This window comes from Erythrobacter sp. HA7-11 (genome assembly GCF_055693605.1).
Genome location: NZ_JBVFUF010000002.1, coordinates 1,774,184 through 1,793,855 on the forward strand (window position 1 = coordinate 1,774,184; position 19,672 = coordinate 1,793,855).

Here is a 19,672-nt window from a genome sequence, read left to right on the forward strand (position 1 = left end):
TTATCGCTGCGCCGGGCCTGTTTAGTTGTTAAGACGGGCAAATGACGCAGCGCGTGTGCGCCAGAAGATGATGAAAGAGGCCAATTCCGTGTCCGACACACCAAGACCCGATCGGCAATCCGGTGCTGCAATCCTGACGCAATGTCTGGTCGATCAGGGTGTGGAGTTCGTGTTCGGCTATCCGGGCGGCGCTGTTCTGCCGATCTATGACGAATTGTTCGGTGATGAGCGGCTACGTCATATCCTCGTGCGCCATGAAGCTGGCGCGGCACATGCTGCTGAAGGGTATGCGCGCTCGACCGGCAAGCCCGGCGTTGTCCTCGTCACTTCGGGCCCCGGCGCGACCAATGCCGTTACTGGAATTGCCGATGCCTTCATGGATTCGATCCCGATGGTCATCATCACCGGTCAGGTCCCGACGGGCCTTATCGGGACAGACGCTTTTCAGGAGGCCGATACGGTTGGCATCACACGCCACTGCACGAAGCACAATTACCTCGTCAAAGATCCAGCGGATTTGCAGGCGACAATCGAAGAGGCTTTTCGCATTGCCACGACCGGTACCGCCCTGGCCCTGTTGTCGTCGACATCCCAAAAGACGTTCAGATCGCGGTTCCGTCATCGCGGGCAGTCACGAAACTGACCGCCTCGCATCGATACGCACCGCAAATGGCAGCGCCGGCACGAACAGATCATCGAGGCGGTCGATATGATCGCGAATGCTGAGCGGCCAATCTTCTACACGGGCGGCGGTGTCATCAATTCCGGTCCGGAGGCAACGCGCCTGCTGCGCGAGTTGCAGAACATAACCGGCGCGCCGACGACCTCTACTCTGATGGGGCTTGGCGCATTCCCAAGTGAGCACCCCGACTGGCTCGGCATGCTGGGAATGCACGGCACATATGAGGCCAATCTGGCGATGAACCGCGCCGATGTCATGGTCTGCATCGGTGCGCGTTTCGACGACCGCGTCACCGGAAGGCTCGATGCCTTCTCGCCAGAATCGAAGAAGATTCACATCGATATTGATCGCAGCTCGATCAACAAGACTGTCCCTGTCGATCTCGGCATTGTCGGCGACTGCGCCACCGTACTCGGTCAGATGATCGAAGCGTGGGGCGCGCGCAAACCGCAGGATCTGGGCGAATGGAAAGCGCGCATTGCCGGATGGCGTGCGCGCGAGTGCCTTGCCTATCCTGAGAAATCAGAGATGCTCATGCCGCAAAAGGCGGTTGAGCGACTTCATGCCCTCACCCATGAGAGCGATCCGATCATAACCACCGAAGTCGGCCAGCACCAGATGTGGGCGGCGCAGTATTTCGGGTTTGAAAAGCCGAACAAATGGCTGACCAGCGGCGGGCTTGGCACAATGGGATACGGTATGCCTGCGGCTATCGGCGCGCAGCTCGGCAATCCCGATGCGCTGGTGATCGACATTGCCGGCGAAGCCTCCATCCAGATGAACATTCAGGAGCTTGGCACGGCGTCGCAATACCGCTTGCCGATCAAGATCTTCATCTTGAACAATGAATATATGGGCATGGTCCGCCAGTGGCAGGAATTGACCTATGAAAGCCGTTATTCGAACAGCTATTCCGACAGCCTGCCCGACTTCGTGAAGCTCGCTGAAAGCTATGGTTGGACGGGCATCCGCATCCACGACGAAAGCGAGCTCGATGCTGGCATTCAGGCGATGCTCGCTGCCGATGGCCCTGTTATGGTCGATTGCCTTGTCTCTAAGGACGCCAATTGCTTCCCGATGATCCCGTCAGGCGCCGCGCACACGGAAATGCTCCTCTATGGCGACCAGGTCGACGGCACGATGGATGACGAGGCGAAGGCGCTGGTCTAATCACCGGCTCGCCGAAGGGGATATGAAAGCATGAAAATTCAAAGCGCTGAAAGCGAGCGCCACGTCCTGACCGTCACCGTAGACAACGAGCCAGGGATCCTCGCCAAGATCACCGGCCTGTTCACCGCGCGCGGCTACAACATCGACAGCCTGACCGTGGCCGACATTTCGGATGACCACGCGACCAGCCGTATCACCATCGTCACCAACGGCCCGCCCGAAGTAATCGACCAGATCGAGGCTCAACTGGAGCGCTTGGTGCCCGTCCACGGCGTTGTCGACTTGACCACCGCAGGCGCGCATGTCGAGCGCGAGCTGGCTCTTATCAAGGTCGCAGGAACCGGAGAAGCGCGGGTTGAGGCGCTGCGCGTTGCCGATATTTTCCGCGCCAGCGTGGTCGACACCACCACCGAAAGCTTCGTATTCGAACTGACGGGCGCGCCGGACAAGATCGATAGTTTCATCGCCCTCATGCGCGAGCTTGGCCTTGTCGAGGTCGTACCGCTCAGGGATCGTAGGAATGATGCGCGGGACCGAAGGGTCCTGAGCCAGAGTTACAGAAGACAAAGGGAATACAATGAAAGTCTATTACGACTCCGATGCTGATCTCGATCTGATCAAGTCAAAAAAGGTCGCGATTGTCGGTTACGGCTCGCAAGGTCACGCCCATGCGCAAAACCTGCGCGACAGCGGTGTGGCAGAGGTCGCTGTGGCTTTGCGCGATGGCTCATCGACCCGGAAAAAGGCTGAAGAGGCCGGCTTTAAGGTGATGAATGCGACCGAAGCGGCTGGGTGGGCTGACCTCGTCATGGTCCTCGCGCCTGACGAGCATCAAGCGGCCATCTGGGCCGACGAAATGGCGGGCCATATGAAGCCGGGCAGCGCCCTCGCCTTCGCTCACGGTCTCAACATTCACTTCGGCTTGATCGAGCCGCCAGCCGATATCGACGTCATCATGATCGCGCCCAAAGGCCCCGGCCACACCGTGCGCAGCGAATATCAGCGCGGCGGGGGTGTCCCCTGCCTGATTGCAGTGCATCAGGAAGGCACATCGAGCGGCGGCAATGGCTATGCGAAATCACTCGCCTTGTCCTATGCAAGCGCGATGGGCGGTGGTCGTTCCGGCATCATTGAAACCAATTTCAAGGAAGAGTGCGAAACCGACCTCTTCGGTGAACAGGCCGTTTTGTGCGGTGGCATCACGCACCTGATCCAGGCCGGGTTCGAGACACTGACCGAGGCCGGGTATGCGCCGGAAATGGCCTATTTCGAGTGTCTGCACGAAACCAAGCTGATCGTTGACCTGCTGTATGAAGGCGGTATCGCCAACATGCGCTATTCGATCTCGAACACTGCCGAATACGGCGACATCAAAACCGGCCCGCGTATCATTACTGACGAGACCAAGGCCGAAATGAAGCGCGTGCTTGCCGACATTCAGTCGGGTCGCTTCGTGAAGGACTTCGTGCTCGACAACCGCGCCGGTCAGCCAGAGCTGAAGGCTAGCCGCAAGGCCGCCGAAGCGCATCCGATCGAAAAGACCGGAGCCGAACTGCGCGCCATGATGCCGTGGATCAGCGCCAATAAGCTGGTCGACAAAGCCAAGAACTGAGGCCACTTCTCTCACCAATATGGGCGACGCAAAGAGAACCGGAATTGTGCTGGCGGTCTGTGCGTACCGCGTGGATGCTTATTTTCCTGCGCAGCGCGACCAGCGATGGTATTGAAGATCGCCGCGAGCCAAGCGTTTCGCAAACGCAGATCCAAGCCTTCGCCAAAGCGCAGCTCGATAAGATGCAGACCCGCTCCTTCGATGAAGGGGCGGAGTTCTGCGCGATGGTCTACGAAGATTACTCGGGCGAGTTGTCGCTCTCGCGCGTCCTCAAAGGCAGCAATCACAGCTGCGCCAGCCTCTACGTGATCGCGCCGGGGATGTTGCCATTGGCAGGGCTGCACACCCATGGGGAATTCGACACCAATTACGTGGGCGAAACTCCGAGTGCGCAGGACCTTATGGTGAGCGCGTCCGAGCGCGTCGATGGCTATGTATCGACGCCCGGCGGCCGGTTGTGGCGGGTCGACTGGCGCACTGAAACGGCGGAGATGGTCTGCGGGGAACGGTGTCTGGAACAGGATCCGGATTTTGACCGCTGTGAAGCGTTTACTCCAGCGGAACGCTACACTCTGAAGGATTTGCGCTTCGGGCCGGAAAGCCTCGATCCCGGCTGTTGATCGAGCGCAGCCAAGCGAGACATAGAGATATTCAAAAAAGTGCGACCGGGAACGCTAGGAGGGTGCTCCCCAGCCGCACAAAATGCGCGCGTCAGGCTTTCGGCGCGCAAGGGTTGGCTGCACAGGGATTTGCAGCGCAAGGGTTAGCCGCGCAGGGATTTGCAGCGCACGGATTTGCAGCACATGGGTTAGCCGCACATGGATTGGCGGCGCAGGGGTTTGCCGCGCACTTCTTGGCAGCGCATGGGCTTGGCGCACAGGCGCTCGTGCTTGGTCCGCACGGGCTAGCAGCCACAGCGGCTCCACCTGCTGACGCAACGGCGAGACCACCGGCGACCATCAACATGCGTGCAAGATTCTTTGATTTGGACATGGGGTGTAATCCTCTCAGGTAATGTTTGGGGTTCAGGTTTTTTGCTTTTTAGCGGAGTATCGGGCGCCCCGACCGTGGGTGGGGTCAGGGAGATGCCGGAGCGCCCAATTCGGTCAATCAGTCACCGAAACGTTTGCCGTCCGGAATCTTTGTCCATGCGACATCAGCTTTGGCGATGAAGCCCGGGATGTCTTTGAACCACATCTGCTGAACTTGCTTGTTGACGTTCAGATAGAGTTTTCCATCGACCAGTTTGTATACGGTTGGATCACCCGGTGCGAGCGAACCGCGGCTCATGGCCCATGCACAATGGCCACCATATTGCGGGGCATAGGCATCGGGATTTTCCTTGAACTTGTCGGCATTGGATTGGCTCGAAAAATGCCATTCAGCGCCGTCATATTTGACGGTAAACTTGGCGTCGCCTTTAACGGGCACGCCAGTGCCTTGGAAATAGCTGACCGTGTCATAGCCGCCGACGGCAACATTGCCTTGATTGACGCCCACAAAAACACCGCCATCGGCATTTGCGGGAGTTGCGATCGCAAGCGGAGCTGCGAATGCAGCTGCGAATGCCAGAAACTTGTATTTCATCGGGGTTCTCCAAAAAACTCGTTGTGTGCGACGATGAAAGCCGATGCCGTTAGGGGATTGGTTCTCTTGCTTGGCTTGTCAGCCGCACACATCATGGAGTTCGCCGGTTTGCGCGGATTGGTTGCAGCTGACCCAAAAAAATTCTGCAATGTGTGCGCAGCGTGCGCGCACTCGACAGAAATGCTGCGATGCGGCAAGGCCCGCTCATGCGATTGAGCGATTGCCACAATATTGAGGATTTCCGCCGTTTAGCGAAAGCCCGGCTGCCCTTCCCAGTGTTCGATTATATCGATGGAGCAGCCGATGATGAGGTTACGAAAAAGCGCAACACCGACGCGTATGACAGCTGCGATCTTGTGCCCGATGTGCTTGCCGGAGTGGCCAAGATCGACACGTCCTGCACAATTCTGGGTCGCAAATCTGCGCTTCCGCTGATGCTCTCACCAACAGCGGTCCAGCGTGCGTTTCACTGGCAAGGCGAAACTGCGGTTGCGAAGGCTGCAGAGAAGTATGGCCTGTGGTTTGGTATCTCCAGCTTAGCCACGCGCAGCATAGAGGAGATCGCGCAACTGACCAGTGGCCCCAAACTCTTCCAACTCTACGTGCACAAGGACAAAGGGCTGAACACCAGCATGATCGAACGCTGTCAGGCCGCAAAATTCGATGCGCTAGCACTCACAGTGGACACGATCGTTTCGGGCAAGCGTGAACGGTGCTTGAGGTCCGGCTTCACCACTCCGCCGCGCTTCACACCTGCAAGTATCTGGAGCTATGCCACCCGCCCGCGCTGGACGCTCGATTATCTGCTGCGCGACAAATTCACGCTCCCCAATCTCGATACGCATGTGAGCGAAGGATCAAGCAAGGCTGTCTCGATTGCTGAGTACTTCAACACCATGCTCGATACGTCGATGGACTGGGATACCGCTGCACAGATCAGGCAGGATTGGGGCGGCAAGTTCGTCCTTAAAGGAGTCATGAGCGCAGGCGATGCTCGCCGCGCGGTCGATATGGGAGCAGATGCAATTATGATCTCCAACCATGGTGGCAGGCAATTGGACGGCAGCCGCGCGCCCTTCGACCAGCTACGCGAGATTGTCGATGCAGTGGGCGGAGAAATCGAGATCATCTGCGATGGCGGCGTCCGGCGCGGCACGCATGCACTGAAGGCATTGTGCGCAGGCGCTACAGCGGCGTCTGGCGGACGGCTCTACCTCTATGCCCTCGCCGCTGCAGGCCAAGAAGGCGTCGAGCGCGCTATTGCTATTCTCAAGGACGAGATCGAGCGCGGCATGCGCTTGATGGGCGTGACCAGCATAGGACAATTGACCACAGATCGGTTACGCTGGCATTGATGCAGTGGCAGGCGCCCTGTTGGGAGGGACAACATGATCAGAGCCCATTGTTACGCTTCAGCCGCATTATTGCTGGTAGCAGCGTGTGCGCAACCACCGGAGTCAGGCGATCCCAAGTTGATGCCCGAAGAAGAACCCGCCACCGCCCCAGCCAGTGATTCAGAGGCGAAGCCCGTTGCCGACAATATTGCCGATGAATGCGGCGCCGCTTCAGTACAGGACTATGTCGGTCAGCAAGGCAGCGAAGCGATAGAGGCGGAGCTTGAAGCAAAAGCAAAAGACAGGTTTCGTTGGCTACCGCCTGGCACAATCGTCACCCAAGATTACGTGCAGAGCCGCATGAATGTCGACTTGGACGAAGCGGGCGTGATCGTGAGAATTCGTTGTGGTTGATCAGATGATTGGTAAGGCAAGTTCTTCAAACACGGATTAGAATATGATCAAATTTCCGGCATCCATCTTAGCTCTATCGCTCGTTGCCCTCACTGGTTGCAGCAGCGAGGTCGAACAGACGCCTGAGACCAATGTCGCGGATGACTTTGCCTCGCGCATCAATGGACCGCCCAAGCCAGCGCAACCAGATGAGGCTGGCGCCGAGACCGCTGCATCGCCTACCAACACCGCTCCCGCTCAGGCGCAAGACGGAATTGCCAGCCCCTATGCGCTAGGAACCGAAAGTGTGCCAGCCGGCACGATCTGTGGAGCCAACTTGATCAGCAGCTTCATCGGGCGCAACGCCGACAACTCGGTCCGCTCGCAAATCGTTGCCACAGTGAGCTCGGCCAATGAAGTTCGCTTCATTCCGCCCGGCGGCGCTGGCTCAATTTCTCCCGATGCGGCCTCTTCGCGGCTTAACGTGATGCTTGATGCTGACGGTGTGATAAGCGGAGCGCAGTGCGGCTAGATCAGCCAACACAAAACCCCGCCGGATCGCTCCGACGGGGTCCCGTTTTTCGGTACTGAAATGATCAGTCTTGGAAGTGCTCATCCGGCGAATGCGTCGGATAGTTCTTGTCACCCGCTTCGATGAAGCCTGGGATGTCTTCTTCCCAGCGGTCCTGAACGCTCTCGTTGAAGTTAAGGTAGAGCTTGCCATCGACGATCTCGTAGACGTTGGGGTCACCTGGTGCGAGGGCATCGTTGGCACCGATCGCCCAAGCGCAATATCCGCCATAGGCTGGGGCATATTTCGCTGGCTCAGCGATGAATTTCTGTGCATTCTCTTCATTGGCAAAGCGGTACTCAAAGCCCTCGTAGAGAACCGCGAAATCGCTTGATCCTTCGACCGGAACGCCGTCACCTTCGAAATAGCTAACAGTGTCGTAGCCGCTGACGGCCAGAGTATCGCCTTTCGATGCGGTGTGGACCGGGCCGGTGTTCTCACCACCAAGATCGGCGATGATATTCGATGTTGTTGCTGGTGCAGAAGCTTCAGCTACTTCGGTTTCAGCCGGAGCATCGGTCGCGGGGGCACAAGCTGCTGCTGTAGCCAACAGCGCAATTGCAAAAATTGAATTCTTCATGTTCGTTCTCCTAAAAATTCTTTGTGTAATCTCGACACATCACCGGGTTCGATAATTGCGCAATGCTGGTTACATCGATCACAAGAAAATATGAAAAGTTGCGTATTTTCAGAAAGAACGCGGTTCGGATACTGAACCACAATTGATCGAATACGCAAGTGGCTTGGCCCATTTGCATCGCGGCTTGCCATCGCTGGCGATTTGCGCGATGCGTACAGCATGAGAAGCATTCTACGGCCACTTCTACGACTTACCCGCCCTTGGGCGTGACCTGACGCATGCATCGATCTGGGCATGCGCGGACGCCCAAGGGATCGAAACCAGCCTCACTCTCAAATTTCCCATTCGAGTCGTCTAATCATGCCCATGCTGTCTGACCCATCCGCAAAATACCGCCCATTTCCGCAAGTGAACTTGCCGGACCGCCAATGGCCAAGCCGCCAAATCACTTCACCACCGCGCTGGCTCTCCACCGATCTGCGCGATGGCAACCAATCAATCATCGATCCCATGGATGCGGTGAAAAAGAACAGATTTTTCGACGAGCTGGTGCGCGTCGGCGTCAAAGAGATCGAAGTGGGTTTCCCCAGTGCGGGGGCTACCGAGTTCGACTTCATCTCTGAGCTGGTAAGATCAGGTCGCGTGCCCGACGATGTGATCGTGCAAGTCCTTACGCAAAGCCGCGAAGACCTGATCCGGACATCGTTTGAAAGCCTTGCCGGTGCAAAGCAGGCGATTGTCCATCTCTATAACGCCGTCTCACCCGCATGGCGCGACATTGTGTTCCGTATGTCGAAAGACGAAGTGCGTGAGATCGCCATCGCCGGTGCAAAGGTCATGCGTGATGAGGCAGGCGCGCGGCCCGATACGGACTGGCACTTCCAATACTCGCCCGAGACATTCTCGACTGCCGAATTGGATTTCAGCATTGAGGTTTGCGAGGCCGTGATGGAGGTGCTCGCCCCTACCCCGGACAGACCGATTATCCTCAACCTGCCCGCCACGGTCGAAGCTGCGACGCCCAATATCTACGCTGACCAGATCGAATATTTCTGTCGCAACCTGCACAACCGCGAAAGCGCGGTGATCAGCCTTCACACACACAATGACCGGGGCACAGGCGTTGCTGCGGCAGAGCTTGGGATGATGGCGGGTGCAGACCGGGTCGAGGGCTGCTTGTTCGGAAATGGCGAGCGCACAGGCAATTGCTGCCTCGTGACGGTCGCGCTCAACATGTACACGCAGGGCGTCGATCCGGGCCTCGACTTCTCCGACATCGATCAGATCATCGAGACGGTTGAGTACTGCAACGACCTGCCCGTGCATCAGCGTCATCCCTATGGCGGAGAACTGGTCTTCACCGCTTTCTCTGGCAGCCATCAGGACGCGATCAAGAAAGGCTTTGAAGCGCGCGACAGCCAAAATGACGAGGGCTGGCGCGTACCCTACCTGCCGATTGATCCAGCTGATCTGGGCCGCGATTACGAAGCTGTGATCCGGGTCAATTCGCAAAGCGGCAAAGGCGGGTTCGCCTGGGTCCTTGAGCACGATCAGGGCCTCAAATTGCCGAAGAAGATGCAGGCCGATTTCTCGCGCCACGTGCAGGACATGGCCGATCGCTTTGGCCGCGAACTCAACGCCGATGATATTTGGGAAGCGTTCAAATCCGCCTACCACGTCCAGACCGAGAACAAGCACTTCCAGCTTGTCCGCTATGAGGAAAGCCGGGCGGGCGATGGCACACGCCTCTTCGCCGGAACGATTGCCGTCGCGGGCAAGGAACAGAGCGTCAGCGGACGCGGCAATGGCTTGATCTCAAGCGTGCTGACAACCCTCGAAGAAAGCTTCGGTCTTGATTTGATGGTGCGCGACTACACCGAGCACGCACTCGGCCAAGGTCGCGATGCGCGCGCCGCCGCCTATCTCGAATGCGAGAGCGGCGGTGAGATCATCTGGGGCTGCGGCATCGACGAAGACATCGCCACGGCCAGTGTCCGCGCCGTGCTAAGTGCGGCAAACAGCGCGGTGGCTAGGTGACGACGAAAACCGAAGGCGTTCAGCTTTCGCTGCGGCGCTTTAGCACGATAAGCGTACGGTCCTTGCGATTGCGGAGGCGCAAAGTATCGTCCTTCAACTGGTAATGCATGACCAACCCCGAGCCGACGATGTAGAGCTTTCTTTCGTTGATCTCATAATACTGCCAGATGCTGTCACCGGCATCGCGGCCACTGTTTCGCTCGGTCAGGAACTGTCCGCTCTCATTGATCTCGACAAAATCGCCGCGCGAAAGGTCTGTCACGCCGCGATGTTTAAGCACTTCCCATTCCCCGAGCACTTCGCGCAGACGCATCCGCTCCGCGCTCGAATTGTAAGCGACGATCTCTGCTGAACTTTCACGCAAGCCATCGACGAGCTTGAGCTCGCCATCCAGACCCGCAAGGCCTGCGCTACGCATCCGTTCAGACAGGGCGGCAAGGCTAGCCCGCGCAGCCTCGGCATCATTATTGCGGTGATAGTCCGTCAACGCGGAATGCATGACGGTGTATTGATCCACCAATCTCTGTGCCAGCCGCAATGCGTCGGGCGGGCTGCTGTCGACAGACGCAACGGTAACCGCATCGTGGCCGCGCTCACCTGACAAGGCGTCTTCATAAGTGATTGCGACCGTGGCCGATGCGTCGAAATCGCCAGTCCCGTTCAGGCTCGCAAAAATCCCGCCGCCATTGGAAGACAGAAACGCGCTGCCGATGAAGGCGCTGACGCTGCCGTCGGGGTTACGGGTCAGGATGTCTTCCGGCACGCCATAGAGATCGGCAATCGTGAAGCCATCCGCCGGATCAATCGTGATGCGGATGTCGCGCGCGACCTCGCTCACCATATTATCAAATTCGCGCTCGAACAGCTCGGTCGCATCCCCTTCCTGATCGACGAAAAAGAGGTTGCCCCCCTTTACTGAGGATATTTTGCTGGCCAGCCTGCCATCGAAAATGCGCCCCACACCGATTGATGTCAGGCCGATGCCAGCCTCCGCGCCCGCAAGCGCTTGTCCCATGAAGCCTTCGGGCGAGGTGTTGCCCACATTGGCGTTTTCATCGGAGAACAGCATCAGGCGCGTATCGCCATTGCTCTTTGCAAGCTCCTCATGCGCAGCTGCATAGCCGAGTTTCAGGCCTGCCTCCATGTAGGTAGAACCGTTGATCTCGATGCTGTCGATCGCGGCGGCAATGCGCTCTCGATTGCCCTCCACGTCTATCACCGGCAGATGCACGTTGGTTTCGCTGCCATAGATGACGATACCGATCCGGTCGCCCTTACCCATTTGCGCGAGCGCGGCGTGTAGCCCCTCTTTGACCTTGGCGATCGGAGCGCCGCTCATAGACCCAGAGCGGTCCACGACCGCAACCAGACTGAGCGGACGGTCCTGATAGGTTTTGGCGTCGATGCCGCTTTCAAAACCTAGTCCCATAAATACGGTGCTGTCGGGCTGGGCTGGCAATTGGGCGGTCATCGATTGCGCGTTGATGCAGAACAGTTTCTGGCATTCTGATTGCACAGGCAAAGTGAGATCATGCTCACCAAGCAAGCCTTCAAGCGTCAGGCTGCTCGGGCGTGGCAGGCTTTTGGAGCCATCAAGCGAGACCGAGCGGAAATGCCGAATGTCCTGCGCGCCGCCCTGACGAATCTTCGTGCCGGTGACGATGATATTGTCTTGCTCGTCCTCTTCGGCCTGAATGGCGCCGCTCGGATCCTGAGCGGTGGCGGGAGTCACGACGAGCAAAGCGGCGAACGCCCCCCTGAACTCAACATCGCCTTGCCCCAATTGGACCTACGAATAAGTGAATGACGGCGCATGCGACTCTCCCCTGTTATGTTGTTAGCCAAACAGCATACATAAAACTGGAAGTAAGGCAAATTTACGTTACGTAAATGGTATACTTAGTGTAAACTTAGCAGATCATTTCCAGCCTCAAATTTTGTCAGATCGGCTTGAGAAAATCGGCTGACTGTCGCCTCCCTTTCCTACTGCGGATAGCAATCCTATTCCCGGATTCATGGCCCATCGTACCACTTGTGTTTTTGAGCGTACCGACACCGCATTTGAATTGTCGCAGTGGCGGAGAATTCTCATTTCAGGACCGTGAAACATGCGGTCCATGTGTGGCTGGTTGTCGACGATCCGTGCCGCGAATGGAGACTGGACGAACGGCTCAGGATCAGGGAGACAGGCAGTATGACTGAAGCGATCCTAGAACACGACTTGCCCATCATCGACCCGCACCATCACCTGTGGGACTTGCGGCCAATGCTGCCGATGTTCCCTGAACCCCGGCATCCCTTCATCGAAACGCTCGTCCACAACGCGTACTACACCTTCGATCAGCTGCACGCACACCTGACGGGCGGTCACAACGTGGTCGCAACCGTCTTCATGGAATGCGGTGCCTTCTACAACGCGGCTTATGGCGAGGCGAAGAAGGCCGTGGGTGAGGTCGAGTATGTGAACGGCGTTGCGGCGCAATCGGCGAGCGGCATCTATGGCGACCTGCGCGCCTGTGCGGCGATCGTCGGCCACGCGGACCTGACTTTGGGTGAGAGCGCAGGCGAAGTGCTCGATGCGCTGCAGGCTGCGAGCCCACGCTTTCGCGGCATTCGCAATCAGGGCGCTTGGGATGCTGATCCAGACGTGCTCGGGCCACCCTTCCACGCGCCAGAGGGGCTCTACCGCGACGCGGCCTTCCGCGCAGGCTTTGCCGAGCTTGGCAAGCGGGGCCTCACCTTCGATGCGTGGGTGCTGGAGCCGCAATTGCCCGATGTCCTTGATCTGGCGCGTGCGTTCCCCGATCAACCGATCTGCCTCGACCACTGCGGGACGCCGCTCGGCGTGGCGGGCTACACGGGCAAGCTGCATGAGCGCTTCGACACGTGGCGGCACAACATCAAGGAGCTGGCGGTTTGCGAGAATGTGCAGGTGAAGCTGGGCGGTCTGGCGATGGCGTTCTGCGGGCTACCTGATCAGGGTCCAGCTGCCGGCTCATCATCCGAGCACCTCGCAGGTCTCTGGCGCCCATACATCGAGACCTGCATCGAGGCGTTTGGTACAGATCGCGCGATGTTTGAAAGCAACTATCCGGTTGACTACTGGGGTGCGGACTATGCGGTGCTATGGAATGCCTTCAAACGGATAACGGCAAAAGCGAGCGATGCAGAGAAGCGCGCGCTTTATGCCGGGAACGCAAGTAGGTTCTACCGCATTGAGGAGGTTCTTGCGTAGTTGCAATTCGCAACCTAACGCGTCGCCAGAGCTTTCTAGGAGAACTTGATGTCCCTTCCCGCGCCGTTTGATCGTCTGCGTCTGCCACTGATTGGCTCACCCCTTTTCATCGTGTCAGGTCCAGAGTTGGTGATTGCTCAGTGCAAGGCCGGGATTGTTGGAAGTTTCCCGGCGCTCAACGCCCGTCCGCAAACGCTACTGGATGAATGGCTGCACCAGATCACGGAAGAGCTTGCAAAACACAATCGGCAGCATCCTGATCGCCCCGCAGCTCCGTTCGCTGTGAACCAGATCGTCCACAAGTCGAATGATCGTGTGATGGATGACATGAAGACTTGCGAGAAGTGGCAGGTTCCGCTGGTCATCACATCGCTCGGAGCGCGAACCGAGATATTCGATGCTGTGCGCAACTGGGGCGGCATCACCATGCACGACGTGATCAACAACCGCTTTGCCAACAAGGCGATCGAAAAGGGCGCTGATGGCTTGATCCCGGTCGCGGCGGGTGCAGGCGGTCACGCCGGTACGCAATCGCCTTTCGCCCTGATGCAAGAGATCCGCGAGTGGTTTGACGGGCTTGTCGCGCTCTCGGGTTCAATCGCCAACGGCGCCTCAATCCTCGCGGCTCAAGCGATGGGCGCGGACTTTGGCTATACTGGCAGCGCCTTCATCGCGACCGAAGAGGCCAACGCCGATCAGGGGTACAAGCAAGGTATCGTTGACGGATCCGCAGAGGGCATCGTCTATTCGAACCTCTTCACCGGGGTGCACGGCAATTACCTGCGCAGCTCAATCGAGAAGGCCGGGCTCGATCCTGACAACTTGCCGGAAAGTGATCCGTCAAAGATGAACTTTGGTAGCGGCGGCAACACCAAGGCAAAGGCCTGGAAAGACATCTGGGGCTCTGGCCAAGGGGTTGGCGCGATCAAGGAAGTCAGCTCGGTCGAAGACATGGTGAGCAAGTTCGAAGCCGAATACCACGCAGCAAAGGCAGCGCTTGCGGACAAGTCGGGCTACACGCGCTGGCGCGACTAAAGCGCTTTCCAAATTGACTCTGCCATTGCGTCCAGCTCGGTGAAATCAATGCCGGTGCCTATCGGGTCTTTGCGGTTCAAAATAATCACGCGTCGCCGCTGGAGCAGCAATCGCCGGAGCGCCGTTTGGAGCAGTCGCAAACGCTCAATCGCCTCCATTCGCGCTTGCTGCGGCTGCCTGAGCATCGCCTGCGACCAATTCAACTCAATCGCTCCAATTCGAGCAATCACAACCTCGTTATAGCGGCGATGCGGCCCGCGATGCAGCGGCATGCCCTTTCGCAACGCAGTGCTTTCATTGGCAGGTAGCAGCAGGCCATTGGCTCTGAAATCGTCAAACCCGACCGACTGCCGTCCGATTTCGGAAAAGAACGATCCGAAGCACCTCTGGTTGAGCAGCTGCTTTGGCAGGAGATGATGCCGCTGTAATCCAGGGTCATGCGAGGGGGTTCCACGGCGATTGACCGAGCGAAACGATATAGGCGCACGGCTTTTGCGCCACGCTGACGAGCCCGCCAGCGAAGTTGATCCCACCATTGCTTTCCCCCTTTGACGCGTTCCCTACTCGCGCCAAATTCGTATAAATCGTCCGTTGTCTGACGGCTCCATCACAAGTCTGCTGCGATCTGGAGCAATAAGTCGTTCGGTTTGTTCAAGCCGACCAAGTGAAACGAGATGATTGACGACGCGCACACCCAGTCTGGTGGCGGCAATCTTGTCATCGGAGATAGGTGGTTCGATGCGTAATTCCTGCCCGATCCAATAATCCAGACCCACGCTTTGCAGCGCTCCATCCAGCGTTTCCTTGAAGGCCGTAAGACCCAGCGCTGGAAACGCTCCGCCGTCTGTCCATGCCGTGGTGATCGATTCAAAAATCGCCTGCCGATCGCACTGCGCGAAGGAGGCCAAACGATCGCCTGCACATCTTCGAAATAGTGCGTAATGTCTCGCGCAAGGGAGACCATCGTGCGAATGACCGGGATTGCGCTTTGTCCACCGGATAAATGTTGGCCAAGTCCCAAGCGCACAGCTTCGTATCGAAATCCTGTTGGCATCGCATCGAGGTCAAATCGATGCTCAATCTCGGGAAATTCGAGTGAAGGTCCCGGTGCGAGTCCTTCGAGATCAAAGGTAAGCCCATCGCGGAGCAATTCGAGCCAAATCAGGTCGGCTTCGGTGCCTGCTGCACTGGGAGTCTGTTTCTTGGAAGCTTCGCTGTCGCCCGCACCCACTAGATGCAAGGGTGCGGTATCGACTGGGTCATAAGAGAGCGTGACTGAGCTTAGCTCTGCGATAAATTCTTTCATCGCTGCACGACTTGGCCGTCTGCCTGCGGCAAACAACAGATGAACTCCAGGAGCTCCAGCTTGCTGGCCTTGATCGATCGTTCCCGCCCTTTTTTCCCACCATGCGAAACGCAGACCCCATGGGCTGTCTGAACTTTTTGAACGCCATCGTCGAGTCTTGTTTCTGAAGATTAAAGGAATTTACCCGGCTTGATCAGAAAACGCCCAGCTCGATTCCCTCTGCAAGACCACCGCCAATCTGCCTGCATTCCTCTAGAATTTCTTCACTGACGGTTTTGCTGGCTGCGATTTCCTCAGGTGTCTGCGCATCAAAATTGAAGATCTTCGGCTCGGCGACCCGTTTGAGGCGCCAACCGTTAGCGATCCGGTCGAGCTGTCGCTGTGCGCCCTCGCCGTCTGATCCTGCCGCAATGATACTCGCGTAGGGGCGACCTTCGATCTGCCCGAGCGCGTTGTAATAATTGCGATCGAACATCTCTTTCATCTCACCGCTCATGCTCGCGAGGTTTTCAGGGCAAACAAAAAGGAAGCCTCCGGCATTCAGAAGATGATGCCCTTCCACATCGCGTGCGAACATCAAATTGACCCGGTCGCCAGCTCCATCGCTTGCAGCGCGAGCCATCTGCTCGCTCGCACCTGTACGGCTGTGCCAGATTATCAAAAGTTGGCCTGTCTTGTCGCTCATGCCGTGAGACGAAGCGAGTGCGCTGTCGATTGTCAATCACCGGTGCTGTTGCCAACGGATTTTCTCGGCTAGACCGGCGCCATGGGATCAAATTCAATCGCGAATGTTTTGGGTGTGGCATCTTCCCTGTCCGGTCGCGCTTGGCACTGGCGTGGCGGGAATATGGATTTGGGCGCTGAGGCAAGCTCACTTAGCAGCGACATCTTGACCCAGTTGCTGCTGACGCGAGGCGTCGACCGAGGTGACATCGCCCGTCACGCCAAGCCGACAATGCGCGATTTCCTGCCCGATCCAGCCGAGTTCCGCGATATGGAGAGCGCGGCTGAACGGATCGCGCAAGCTGTTATCTCTGGCGAAACGATCACGATCTACGGCGATTACGACGTCGACGGCGCAACGAGCTCTGCGCTGATGATCCAAGTGCTTCGCGAGCTCGGCGTCGAGGCGGGCTATTACATCCCGGACAGGTTGCTCGAAGGTTACGGCCCCAGCGGCGAGGCGCTGGTCAAGCTGGCGCGTGATGGATCGAGCCTGATCGTCACAGTTGATTGCGGCGCCATGGCATACGAAGCGCTGGAAATGGCCCGCGACGAAGGCGTCGATGTGATTGTGGTCGATCACCACAAATGCGCTGCCGACCTTCCGCCAGCCGCCGCTTTGGTGAACCCCAATCGCCTCGATGAAAGTGATCTTGCTGCAGCCCACGGACACCTAGCCGCGGTGGGTGTCGCCTTTCTGCTGGCAATAGAACTGGTACGCAAACTGCGCGCAAAGGGCTATTTTCAGGACCGGAAAGAGCCCGACCTGATGGCGCTGCTCGACCTCGTGGCGCTCGGCACAGTGGCCGATGTGGCCGCTCTGCACGGATTAAACCGTGCATTCGTATCACAAGGTCTGAAGATCCTGGCGCGACGCGAACGCATCGGCATGTCGGCATTGATGGATGCGAGCCGATTGAAGCGCGCACCGCAGGCGAGCGATCTCGGCTTTGCCTTGGGGCCGCGCATCAACGCAGCGGGCCGGGTCGGCGACTCAACGCTTGGCGTTCGCCTCCTCACAACCACCGATCCAGAAGAAGCGCGCGAAATCGCCGAACGATTGAGCGCGCTCAACGATGACCGCCGCGCGATCGAAGCTGAAGTGCAACAAGAGGCGGAAGTCCAGCTGCAAGGACAACACAATCACTCAGTTCATGTGCTGAGCGGCGATGGCTGGCATCCCGGTGTGATCGGTATCGTCGCCGGACGGATCAAGGAAAAGACCGGATGCCCTGCGATCGTGATCGCCCGCGACGAAAACGAAGGGCAAGGCAAGGGATCAGGGCGTTCGATCAGCGGCGTTGATCTGGGTGCAGCCATTATCGCCGCTCGCGAAGAGGGGTTGCTGGTGGCAGGCGGCGGGCATGCGATGGCGGCAGGCTTGACAATCGCCAATGACAAGCTTGCCGACTTTGCCGAGTTTCTCGACACAAGGCTGGCCAAAGATGTGGAGCGCGCGCGCCTCGATCAACGCATGCAGCTTGACCTCTCGGTGGCACCAGGAGGCCTCACGACAGATCTCGTAGGGACCTTGGATGCAGCCGGTCCGTTCGGTGTTGGTTGGCCCGCCCCTCGCCTGGCCGTGGGACCAGTGCGGATCATCAAAGCCGATATTGTGGGCAAGGACCACCTTCGATTGATCGCGGCAGGTGAGGATGGAAAGTCGTTCAAGGCGATTGCATTTCGAGCAGCGGAGACCGAGATGGCACAAACCCTCTTGCACCGCTCAAATGGTCGCAAATTCCACTTGGCAGGCCGGGTGAAAATCGACGACTGGGGCCCCCGCAAGGCGGCAGAGCTGCACCTCGAAGATGCCGCATTTGCGGATTGACCAAAGCAATCAGCAAAGTTCTTACCATACAGGGCTTGACCGATACCAATCACCCCACTAGATGCGCGGCCTCGCACTCAAGTGTGGCCCCTTCGTCTAGCGGTTAGGACGCGGCCCTTTCACGGCTGAAACACGGGTTCGATTCCCGTAGGGGTCACCACCTTTTCCCAAAACCCGAAATCGATCGCGGCAACTCCCTCGATAGTTTTCCACGCGTGCTTCCCACGCCAGCCGCTTGGGTCTAAAGGCACGGGCGCGATGGGCAGCAAGCACTCAATCCCGATCGTCAGTTTCATCCTGGCACTGGTAACGTTTGTTGCCATGTTGCTGCTCAAAATTGATCTTGGCCTCGCGATTTCGGTGGTGATTTTGTGGATTGGCTCGCTGTTTCTGGCCGCGTCGCGGTCACCAGAATCCGCCCCGCCCCCTGCCGCGAAAAGTTTCAGCACAGATTCAATGCGTGAGCTGATCGAAAACGCTTCAACTCCGCTTCTTGTTACCGAGGGCGAAAAGATTTCGATCGCGAACCAACAAGCGCGCAAACTGCTAGGTCAGCATATCGTAGGACAGGATACCCGGATGGCGTTCCGCCAACCGGCGGCAATCTCTTTGCTGGGTAAGAAACGCAGCGGTCGCGCTCTGGTCCGCGGGCTCGTTCGTCGGCGCGATATCTGGCAGATAAATCGCCAGGCGGTTGATACGCGGATGGCCGTGATCGAACTCATCAATCGCACGTCAGAGGCAGATATCAGCCGCGCTCACACGGATTTTGTGGCCAATGCGAGCCATGAATTGCGCACTCCACTAGCAGGCATCATCGGTTATGCCGAAACGCTCAGCGAAGACCCTGAGAATATCGAAACGCCAACTGCGCAGAAATTTCTCGGCACAATCCAGCGCGAGGCTAAGCGAATGCAGAGCCTTGTCAGCGACTTGATGTCGCTATCCCGGATTGAAGCTGAAAAACACGATGTCCCGCAAGAAATTGTGCGACTGGGCCCGATCGTGGACCGCGCCGCCAGAGATGCTGCCGGGCCTGAGAGGATCGAGAGATTGCAGCTCGATCTGACAGCCGATGCAAAGGTTCGCGGTGATTTGCAACAGCTTGAACAACTGGTGCGCAATTTGACCGATAATGCGCTGAAGTACGGCGCGGCAGATAGGCCTGTGAAAGTCGAGCTCGCTCATGGACAAGACGATTACATTCGACTGACTGTTTCAAACGAAGGAGACGGCATTGAGCCTGAACATCTCCCGCATTTGACCCGCCGCTTTTATCGCACTGACCCCGGCCGTAGCCGGGCATCGGGGGCACCGGACTGGGCTTGGCGATCGTAAAGCACATCGTCGAACGCCATAGAGGCCGGCTCGATATTCAAAGCCAGCTTGGCCAAGGCGTTCAGGTGAACATTCGCATTCCCAAGGAAAGCGAAGCCAGACATGACTCTGACGGAGTGCCGGAAGCGCCAGCCGCACATGACGAGAAACTGTGGGATTCTGGCTTCCACGGGACTAGCGAAGAATCCGAGGAATTGTCATAGCAATGTCTTATTTCTTCAGCATCGCAGGGGCGCGC

Annotated in this window: 17 protein-coding genes, 1 tRNA gene and 2 pseudogenes; 14 read left to right on the forward strand and 6 right to left on the reverse strand. The window is 57.9% G+C overall.

Going from position 1 to position 19,672, the window contains the following annotated elements; all coding sequences use genetic code 11:
* The first annotated feature begins 70 nt into the window (after positions 1-70).
* From ilvB to ACZ1GU_RS09185, 4 genes and pseudogenes are all read left to right on the forward strand, one after another.
* Positions 71-1,852: pseudogene (ilvB, locus tag ACZ1GU_RS09170) on the forward strand (biosynthetic-type acetolactate synthase large subunit).
* 30 nt (positions 1,853-1,882) lie between these two features.
* Positions 1,883-2,399: pseudogene (gene ilvN, locus ACZ1GU_RS09175) on the forward strand (acetolactate synthase small subunit).
* 30 nt (positions 2,400-2,429) lie between these two features.
* Positions 2,430-3,464: a ketol-acid reductoisomerase gene (gene ilvC, locus ACZ1GU_RS09180; RefSeq protein WP_472647713.1), complete on the forward strand. Its 1,035-nt coding sequence runs from the start codon at positions 2,430-2,432 to the stop codon at positions 3,462-3,464.
* A 74-nt stretch (positions 3,465-3,538) separates the two neighbouring features.
* Complete coding sequence (locus ACZ1GU_RS09185; RefSeq protein ID WP_472647714.1) at positions 3,539-4,084, forward strand: DUF4329 domain-containing protein; 546 nt, start codon at positions 3,539-3,541, stop codon at positions 4,082-4,084.
* 490 nt (positions 4,085-4,574) lie between these two features.
* On the opposite strand, the gene ACZ1GU_RS09190 is transcribed toward ACZ1GU_RS09185, so the two are convergent.
* Positions 4,575-5,051, reverse strand: coding sequence for a YHS domain-containing (seleno)protein (locus ACZ1GU_RS09190; protein WP_472647715.1), 477 nt, complete (start codon positions 5,049-5,051; stop codon positions 4,575-4,577).
* 206 nt (positions 5,052-5,257) lie between these two features.
* On the opposite strand from ACZ1GU_RS09190, the gene ACZ1GU_RS09195 reads away from it, so the two are divergent.
* The 3 genes from ACZ1GU_RS09195 to ACZ1GU_RS09205 all read left to right on the forward strand — a co-directional run bounded on the left by ACZ1GU_RS09195 (position 5,258) and on the right by ACZ1GU_RS09205 (position 7,310).
* Entirely contained in the window at positions 5,258-6,406 is a 1,149-nt protein-coding gene (locus ACZ1GU_RS09195; RefSeq protein WP_472647716.1) for an alpha-hydroxy acid oxidase, read from the forward strand.
* A gap of 120 nt (positions 6,407-6,526) precedes the next feature.
* The gene (locus ACZ1GU_RS09200; RefSeq protein WP_472647717.1) at positions 6,527-6,799 is read left to right on the forward strand and encodes an I78 family peptidase inhibitor; all 273 of its coding nucleotides are present in this window, start codon (positions 6,527-6,529) and stop codon (positions 6,797-6,799) included.
* A 43-nt stretch (positions 6,800-6,842) separates the two neighbouring features.
* Complete coding sequence (locus ACZ1GU_RS09205) at positions 6,843-7,310, forward strand: I78 family peptidase inhibitor (RefSeq protein ID WP_472647718.1); 468 nt, start codon at positions 6,843-6,845, stop codon at positions 7,308-7,310.
* A gap of 64 nt (positions 7,311-7,374) precedes the next feature.
* On the opposite strand, the gene ACZ1GU_RS09210 is transcribed toward ACZ1GU_RS09205, so the two are convergent.
* Complete coding sequence (locus ACZ1GU_RS09210; RefSeq protein ID WP_472647719.1) at positions 7,375-7,929, reverse strand: YHS domain-containing (seleno)protein; 555 nt, start codon at positions 7,927-7,929, stop codon at positions 7,375-7,377.
* A 360-nt stretch (positions 7,930-8,289) separates the two neighbouring features.
* Between ACZ1GU_RS09210 and leuA the strand changes: the two genes are divergently transcribed.
* Positions 8,290-9,966 (forward strand): 2-isopropylmalate synthase, encoded by a 1,677-nt coding sequence (leuA, locus tag ACZ1GU_RS09215; protein WP_472647720.1) that lies wholly within the window; start codon positions 8,290-8,292, stop codon positions 9,964-9,966.
* A gap of 19 nt (positions 9,967-9,985) precedes the next feature.
* On the opposite strand, the gene ACZ1GU_RS09220 is transcribed toward leuA, so the two are convergent.
* Positions 9,986-11,698, reverse strand: coding sequence for a vWA domain-containing protein (locus ACZ1GU_RS09220; protein ID WP_472648749.1), 1,713 nt, complete (start codon positions 11,696-11,698; stop codon positions 9,986-9,988).
* A gap of 462 nt (positions 11,699-12,160) precedes the next feature.
* Between ACZ1GU_RS09220 and ACZ1GU_RS09225 the strand changes: the two genes are divergently transcribed.
* Together ACZ1GU_RS09225 and ACZ1GU_RS09230 are read left to right on the forward strand one after the other, a co-directional pair.
* Positions 12,161-13,201: an amidohydrolase family protein gene (locus ACZ1GU_RS09225; RefSeq protein WP_472647721.1), complete on the forward strand. Its 1,041-nt coding sequence runs from the start codon at positions 12,161-12,163 to the stop codon at positions 13,199-13,201.
* A 48-nt stretch (positions 13,202-13,249) separates the two neighbouring features.
* Positions 13,250-14,236 carry an NAD(P)H-dependent flavin oxidoreductase gene (locus ACZ1GU_RS09230; protein ID WP_472647722.1) on the forward strand — a complete coding sequence of 329 codons (987 nt, stop codon included), beginning with the start codon at positions 13,250-13,252 and terminating at the stop codon, positions 14,234-14,236.
* Here ACZ1GU_RS09230 and ACZ1GU_RS09235 read toward each other — a convergent pair.
* The 3 genes from ACZ1GU_RS09235 to ACZ1GU_RS09245 form a co-directional block, all read right to left on the reverse strand.
* Positions 14,233-14,772: an AHH domain-containing protein gene (locus ACZ1GU_RS09235; RefSeq protein WP_472647723.1), complete on the reverse strand. Its 540-nt coding sequence runs from the start codon at positions 14,770-14,772 to the stop codon at positions 14,233-14,235. The two genes, ACZ1GU_RS09230 and ACZ1GU_RS09235, sit on opposite strands and share 4 nt — an antisense overlap.
* 71 nt (positions 14,773-14,843) lie before the next feature.
* Positions 14,844-15,542, reverse strand: a complete 699-nt coding sequence (locus ACZ1GU_RS09240) for a hypothetical protein (RefSeq protein WP_472647724.1) — start codon at positions 15,540-15,542, stop codon at positions 14,844-14,846.
* Between the two features lie 193 nt (positions 15,543-15,735).
* Positions 15,736-16,227, reverse strand: a complete 492-nt coding sequence (locus tag ACZ1GU_RS09245; RefSeq protein WP_472647725.1) for a flavodoxin family protein — start codon at positions 16,225-16,227, stop codon at positions 15,736-15,738.
* A gap of 81 nt (positions 16,228-16,308) precedes the next feature.
* Between ACZ1GU_RS09245 and recJ the strand changes: the two genes are divergently transcribed.
* The 4 genes from recJ (at position 16,309) to ACZ1GU_RS09265 (ending at position 19,637) form a co-directional block, all read left to right on the forward strand.
* Positions 16,309-18,096: a single-stranded-DNA-specific exonuclease RecJ gene (recJ, locus tag ACZ1GU_RS09250; RefSeq protein WP_472647726.1), complete on the forward strand. Its 1,788-nt coding sequence runs from the start codon at positions 16,309-16,311 to the stop codon at positions 18,094-18,096.
* 85 nt (positions 18,097-18,181) lie between these two features.
* Positions 18,182-18,256: transfer RNA gene (locus ACZ1GU_RS09255), tRNA-Glu, on the forward strand.
* 98 nt (positions 18,257-18,354) lie between these two features.
* Positions 18,355-19,434, forward strand: a complete 1,080-nt coding sequence (locus ACZ1GU_RS09260; RefSeq protein WP_472647727.1) for a histidine kinase dimerization/phospho-acceptor domain-containing protein — start codon at positions 18,355-18,357, stop codon at positions 19,432-19,434.
* Positions 19,422-19,637, forward strand: a complete 216-nt coding sequence (locus ACZ1GU_RS09265) for a hypothetical protein (protein WP_472647728.1) — start codon at positions 19,422-19,424, stop codon at positions 19,635-19,637. The genes ACZ1GU_RS09260 and ACZ1GU_RS09265 overlap by 13 nt, the downstream gene beginning before the upstream one ends.
* Positions 19,638-19,672: the final 35 nt, after the last annotated feature.

Excerpts from the sequence above, each read along its gene's own strand:
- ACZ1GU_RS09185 (WP_472647714.1), top strand. The coding sequence starts at position 3,539 with ATGCTTATTTTCCTGCGCAGCGCGACCAGCGATGGTATTGAAGATCGC.
- recJ (WP_472647726.1), top strand. The coding sequence starts at position 16,309 with ATGGGATCAAATTCAATCGCGAATGTTTTGGGTGTGGCATCTTCCCTG.
- ACZ1GU_RS09260 (WP_472647727.1), top strand. The coding sequence starts at position 18,355 with ATGGGCAGCAAGCACTCAATCCCGATCGTCAGTTTCATCCTGGCACTG.
- ACZ1GU_RS09195 (WP_472647716.1), top strand. The coding sequence starts at position 5,258 with ATGCGATTGAGCGATTGCCACAATATTGAGGATTTCCGCCGTTTAGCG.
- ACZ1GU_RS09245 (WP_472647725.1), bottom strand. The coding sequence starts at position 16,227 with ATGAGCGACAAGACAGGCCAACTTTTGATAATCTGGCACAGCCGTACA.
- ACZ1GU_RS09240 (WP_472647724.1), bottom strand. The coding sequence starts at position 15,542 with ATGAAAGAATTTATCGCAGAGCTAAGCTCAGTCACGCTCTCTTATGAC.
- ACZ1GU_RS09200 (WP_472647717.1), top strand. The coding sequence starts at position 6,527 with ATGCCCGAAGAAGAACCCGCCACCGCCCCAGCCAGTGATTCAGAGGCG.
- ACZ1GU_RS09190 (WP_472647715.1), bottom strand. The coding sequence starts at position 5,051 with ATGAAATACAAGTTTCTGGCATTCGCAGCTGCATTCGCAGCTCCGCTT.
- leuA (WP_472647720.1), top strand. The coding sequence starts at position 8,290 with ATGCCCATGCTGTCTGACCCATCCGCAAAATACCGCCCATTTCCGCAA.
- ilvC (WP_472647713.1), top strand. The coding sequence starts at position 2,430 with ATGAAAGTCTATTACGACTCCGATGCTGATCTCGATCTGATCAAGTCA.
- ACZ1GU_RS09205 (WP_472647718.1), top strand. The coding sequence starts at position 6,843 with ATGATCAAATTTCCGGCATCCATCTTAGCTCTATCGCTCGTTGCCCTC.
- ACZ1GU_RS09210 (WP_472647719.1), bottom strand. The coding sequence starts at position 7,929 with ATGAAGAATTCAATTTTTGCAATTGCGCTGTTGGCTACAGCAGCAGCT.
- ACZ1GU_RS09225 (WP_472647721.1), top strand. The coding sequence starts at position 12,161 with ATGACTGAAGCGATCCTAGAACACGACTTGCCCATCATCGACCCGCAC.
- ACZ1GU_RS09230 (WP_472647722.1), top strand. The coding sequence starts at position 13,250 with ATGTCCCTTCCCGCGCCGTTTGATCGTCTGCGTCTGCCACTGATTGGC.
- ACZ1GU_RS09235 (WP_472647723.1), bottom strand. The coding sequence starts at position 14,772 with ATGGTGGGATCAACTTCGCTGGCGGGCTCGTCAGCGTGGCGCAAAAGC.